Genomic DNA, 5,616 nt, shown 5'->3' with positions numbered 1-5,616 from the left:
CCCGTGGTGTGACTGTAGGCGCAATGACCGGACTCCGTAAAGAGGCTCGTGAAGCTGGCGTATACGTACGTGTCGTACGTAACACCCTGCTCAAGCGCGCTGTTGCTGACACTGAATTCAGTGTCCTCAACGACGCCTTCACTGGCCCGACCCTGATCGCGTTCTCCAACGAACACCCGGGCGCTGCTGCTCGCCTGTTCAAGGAATTCGCCAAGGGTCAGGACAAGTTCGAGATCAAGGCAGCTGCGTTTGACGGCAAGTTCATTGCAGCGAACCAGATCGACGTGTTGGCTACCCTGCCGACCCGCGACGAAGCCATCGCAAGGCTGATGAGCGTCATCCAAGGCGCTACCAGCAAGCTGGCTCGTACCCTGGCAGCCATTCGCGACCAGAAAGAAGCTACCGCAGCCTAAGGCCGCGAAGCACTTTCAAAATCATACGTTTAATTTGATGGCTGCGTAGGCCTTCACCCCAATACAGGATTTAAGTCATGTCCCTGACTAACGAGCAAATCATCGAAGCAATCGGCCAGAAAACCGTTCTGGAAGTTGTTGAGCTGATCAAAGCAATGGAAGAAACCTTCGGCGTTACCGCTGCTGTTGCCGCTGCTGGCCCAGCTGCTGCTGCTGCCGTTGTTGAAGAGCAAACCGAGTTCAACGTTGTTCTGGTTGAAGCCGGCGAGAAGAAAGTCAACGTGATCAAGGCCGTTCGTGAACTGACCGGTCTGGGCCTGAAAGAAGCCAAAGAGAAAGTTGACGGCGCTCCTCAAGTCGTAGCTGAAGGCGTTTCGAAAGAAGCCGCTGAAGACGCTAAGAAGAAGCTGGAAGAAGCAGGCGCTAAAGTCGAGCTGAAGTAATTTCGACTTTGCGACTCCAGCCGGAGCGTTGAGCTTAGGCTGATGGCTGGTGGCTTATGCCACCGGCCTTTTTCCGTTATTGGTGGCCGATCAGGTCGGCCCCGATGACAAGCTGCAAGACACCCACGTGGGTGGCGCAAACCAAGGGGTTTGCACGATTTTCTGGCTGCTCCCGCCGGGAGAAGCCAAACAAGCAGGTGACCAAGCTGGGGAACGCTGATGGCTTACTCATACACTGAGAAAAAACGTATCCGCAAGGACTTTAGCAAGTTGCCGGACGTGATGGATGTGCCTTACCTCCTGGCCATCCAGCTGGATTCGTATCGCGAATTCCTGCAAGCGGGAGCATCCAAGGATCAGTTCCGCGACGTCGGCCTGCACGCGGCCTTCAAATCGGTCTTCCCGATCATCAGCTACTCCGGCAACGCTGCCCTGGAGTACGTTGGCTATCGTCTGGGCGAGCCGGCTTTCGACGTCAAGGAATGCGTCCTGCGCGGCGTGACCTTCGCCGTGCCGCTGCGGGTGAAAGTCCGTCTGATCATCTTCGACAAAGAGTCGTCGAACAAAGCGATCAAGGACATCAAAGAGCAAGAAGTCTACATGGGTGAAATCCCCCTGATGACTGAGAACGGTACCTTCGTTATCAACGGTACCGAGCGTGTGATCGTTTCCCAGCTGCACCGTTCGCCGGGTGTGTTCTTCGACCACGATCGTGGCAAGACCCACAGCTCCGGCAAGCTGCTGTATTCGGCTCGCATCATTCCTTACCGCGGTTCCTGGTTGGACTTCGAGTTCGATCCTAAGGACTGCGTATTCGTCCGTATCGACCGTCGCCGCAAACTGCCGGCCTCGGTACTGCTGCGCGCCCTGGGTTACAGCACTGAAGAAGTGTTGAACACCTTCTACACCACCAACGTGTTCCACGTTTCCGGTGAGAAGTTGAGCCTGGAACTGGTGCCTCAGCGTCTGCGTGGCGAAGTTGCGGTCATGGACATCCATGACGAGACCGGCAAGGTCATCGTCGAGCAGGGTCGTCGCATCACTGCGCGCCACATCAATCAGCTCGAGAAGGCTGGCGTCAAGCAGCTGGACGTGCCGATGGAGTACGTGCTGGGCCGCACTACCGCCAAGGCGATCGTGCATCCGGCTACCGGCGAGATCCTGGCCGAGTGCAACACCGAGCTGACCACCGAGCTGCTGATCAAGGTGGCCAAGGCTCAGGTCGTTCGCATCGAAACCCTGTACACCAACGACATCGATTGCGGTCCGTTCATTTCGGATACCCTGAAGATCGACACCACCAGCAACCAACTGGAAGCGCTGGTCGAGATCTACCGCATGATGCGTCCAGGCGAGCCGCCAACCAAGGATGCCGCCGAAACCCTGTTCAACAACCTGTTCTTCAGTGCCGAGCGTTACGACCTGTCCGCCGTAGGCCGCATGAAGTTCAACCGTCGTATCGGTCGTACCGAGATCGAAGGTTCGGGCGTGCTGAGCAAGGAAGACATCGTTGACGTGCTGAAGACCCTGGTCGACATCCGTAACGGTAAAGGCATCGTCGACGACATCGACCACCTGGGTAACCGTCGCGTACGTTGCGTCGGCGAGATGGCCGAGAACCAGTTCCGCGTTGGCCTGGTGCGCGTTGAGCGTGCGGTCAAAGAGCGTCTGTCGATGGCCGAAAGCGAAGGCTTGATGCCGCAAGACCTGATCAACGCCAAGCCGGTCGCGGCGGCGGTGAAAGAGTTCTTCGGTTCCAGCCAGCTCTCGCAGTTCATGGACCAGAACAACCCGCTCTCCGAGATCACCCACAAGCGTCGTGTCTCCGCACTCGGCCCTGGCGGTCTGACCCGTGAGCGTGCTGGCTTTGAAGTCCGTGACGTACACCCGACCCATTACGGCCGCGTGTGCCCGATCGAGACCCCTGAAGGTCCGAACATCGGTCTGATCAACTCCCTGGCAGCCTATGCCCGCACCAACCAGTACGGCTTCCTGGAAAGCCCGTACCGCGTGGTGAAAGAGGGTGTGGTTTCCGACGACATCGTGTTCCTGTCGGCGATCGAAGAAGCTGATCACGTCATCGCTCAGGCTTCGGCCACGATGAACGAGAAGAAGCAACTGGTCGACGAGCTGGTAGCTGTTCGTCACTTGAACGAATTCACCGTCAAGGCGCCGGAAGACGTCACCCTGATGGACGTTTCGCCCAAGCAGGTTGTTTCCGTCGCTGCCTCGCTGATTCCGTTCCTCGAGCACGACGACGCCAACCGTGCATTGATGGGTTCGAACATGCAGCGTCAGGCTGTACCTACCCTGCGTGCCGACAAGCCGCTGGTTGGTACCGGCATGGAGCGCAACGTTGCCCGTGACTCCGGCGTCTGCGTCGTGGCTCGTCGTGGCGGCGTGATCGATTCCGTCGACGCCAGCCGTATCGTGGTACGTGTTGCCGATGACGAAGTAGAAACCGGTGAAGCCGGTGTCGACATCTACAACCTGACCAAATACACCCGTTCCAACCAGAACACTTGCATCAACCAGCGTCCGCTGGTCAGCAAGGGTGATGTGGTCAAGCGTAGCGACATCATGGCCGATGGTCCGTCCACCGACATGGGTGAGCTGGCACTGGGTCAGAACATGCGCATCGCGTTCATGGCCTGGAACGGTTTCAACTTCGAAGACTCCATCTGTCTGTCGGAGCGCGTCGTTCAGGAAGACCGTTTCACCACGATCCACATCCAGGAACTGACCTGTGTGGCCCGTGACACCAAGCTTGGCCCAGAGGAAATCACCGCAGACATCCCGAACGTGGGTGAAGCTGCGCTGAACAAGCTGGACGAAGCCGGTATCGTATACGTAGGTGCTGAAGTGGGCGCTGGCGACATTCTGGTGGGTAAGGTCACTCCGAAAGGCGAGACCCAACTGACTCCAGAAGAGAAGCTGCTGCGCGCGATCTTCGGTGAGAAAGCCAGCGACGTTAAAGACACCTCCCTGCGCGTGCCAACCGGCACCAAAGGTACTGTCATTGACGTCCAGGTCTTCACGCGTGATGGCGTCGAGCGCGACAGCCGCGCCCTGGCCATCGAGAAGATGCAGCTGGACGAGATCCGCAAGGACCTCAACGAAGAGTTCCGCATCGTCGAAGGCGCGACCTTCGAGCGTCTGCGTTCCGCCCTGAACGGCCAAGTGGTCGACGGTGGTGCGGGCCTGAAGAAAGGCACCGTGATCAGCGACGAAGTACTGGACGGTCTGGAGCACGGCCAGTGGTTCAAACTGCGCATGGCCGAAGACGCGCTGAACGAACAGCTGGAAAAGGCTCAAGCCTACATCGTCGATCGCCGTCGTCTGCTGGACGACAAGTTCGAAGACAAGAAGCGCAAGCTGCAGCAGGGCGATGACCTGGCACCGGGCGTACTGAAGATCGTCAAGGTCTACCTGGCTATCCGTCGCCGCATTCAGCCGGGCGACAAGATGGCTGGCCGTCACGGTAACAAAGGTGTGGTCTCGGTGATCATGCCGGTCGAAGACATGCCGCACGACGCCAACGGTACTCCGGTCGACGTCGTACTGAACCCACTGGGCGTACCTTCGCGTATGAACGTTGGTCAGATCCTTGAAACCCACCTGGGCCTCGCGGCCAAAGGTCTGGGCGAGAAGATCGACCGGATGATCGAAGAGCAGCGCAAAGCCGCTGAGCTGCGTGGCTTCCTGACCGAGATCTACAACGAGATCGGCGGTCGCCAGGAAAGCCTGGAAGAGTTCACCGACGCAGAGATCCTCGCCCTGGCGCACAACCTGAAGAAGGGCGTGCCGATGGCTACCCCGGTCTTCGACGGTGCCAAGGAAAGCGAGATCAAGGCCATGCTGAAACTGGCAGACATGCCAGAAAGCGGCCAGATGGTGCTGTTCGACGGCCGTACCGGCAACAAGTTCGAGCGTCCTGTGACCGTTGGTTACATGTACATGCTCAAGCTGAACCACTTGGTGGACGACAAGATGCACGCGCGTTCCACTGGTTCCTATAGCCTGGTTACCCAGCAGCCGCTGGGTGGTAAGGCGCAGTTCGGTGGTCAGCGTTTCGGGGAGATGGAGGTGTGGGCGCTGGAAGCATACGGCGCGGCATACACCCTGCAAGAAATGCTCACAGTGAAGTCGGACGACGTGAACGGCCGTACCAAGATGTACAAAAACATCGTGGATGGCGATCACCGTATGGAGCCGGGCATGCCCGAGTCCTTCAACGTGTTGATCAAAGAGATCCGTTCGCTCGGTATCGATATCGATCTGGAAACCGAATAACACGTGACGCGAAGGGGGGCGGGGCTGTAATAGCCCGCTCCCTGCTCCGCCAGGAGGAAAGGCCTTGAAAGACCTACTGAATTTGCTGAAAAACCAGGGTCAAGTCGAAGAGTTCGACGCCATCCGTATCGGTCTGGCGTCACCTGAGATGATCCGTTCGTGGTCGTTCGGTGAAGTTAAAAAGCCGGAAACCATCAACTACCGTACGTTCAAACCTGAGCGTGACGGCCTGTTCTGCGCCAAGATCTTTGGCCCAGTCAAGGACTACGAGTGCCTGTGCGGTAAGTACAAGCGCCTGAAGCACCGCGGTGTGATCTGCGAGAAGTGCGGCGTCGAAGTCGCGTTGGCCAAGGTTCGTCGTGAGCGCATGGCGCACATCGAACTGGCTTCGCCGGTCGCCCACATCTGGTTCCTGAAGTCGCTGCCGTGGCCGGTGGGGGGTGTGTGTGGGAGGGGCCGGGGGGGGT

4 protein-coding genes are annotated in these 5,616 nt (G+C 58.4%); all 4 read left to right on the top strand.

The genetic code is table 11. The features are described 5' to 3' along the window. The coding region (gene rplJ / locus ACI2JX_RS24930; protein ID WP_404691212.1) for a 50S ribosomal protein L10 at positions 1 to 413 on the top strand (413 nt) is incomplete at its 5' end. Between the two features lie 77 nt (positions 414 to 490). Beyond that, entirely contained in the window at positions 491 to 856 is a 366-nt protein-coding gene (rplL, locus tag ACI2JX_RS24925; RefSeq protein WP_007957596.1) for a 50S ribosomal protein L7/L12, read from the top strand. A 219-nt stretch (positions 857 to 1,075) separates the two neighbouring features. After that, the gene (gene rpoB / locus ACI2JX_RS24920; protein WP_186557309.1) at positions 1,076 to 5,149 is read left to right on the top strand and encodes a DNA-directed RNA polymerase subunit beta; all 4,074 of its coding nucleotides are present in this window, start codon (positions 1,076 to 1,078) and stop codon (positions 5,147 to 5,149) included. A gap of 64 nt (positions 5,150 to 5,213) precedes the next feature. After that, positions 5,214 to 5,616 (top strand): hypothetical protein (locus ACI2JX_RS24915; protein ID WP_404691211.1); only part of this gene is annotated, 403 nt, incomplete at its 3' end.

The organism is Pseudomonas sp. NPDC088890 (assembly GCF_044900155.1).
Taxonomy (GTDB): Bacteria; Pseudomonadota; Gammaproteobacteria; order Pseudomonadales; family Pseudomonadaceae; genus Aquipseudomonas; species Aquipseudomonas urmiensis.
The sequence above is the reverse complement of the archived record's forward strand: the minus strand, read 5'-3'. Positions and strand labels throughout refer to the sequence as shown.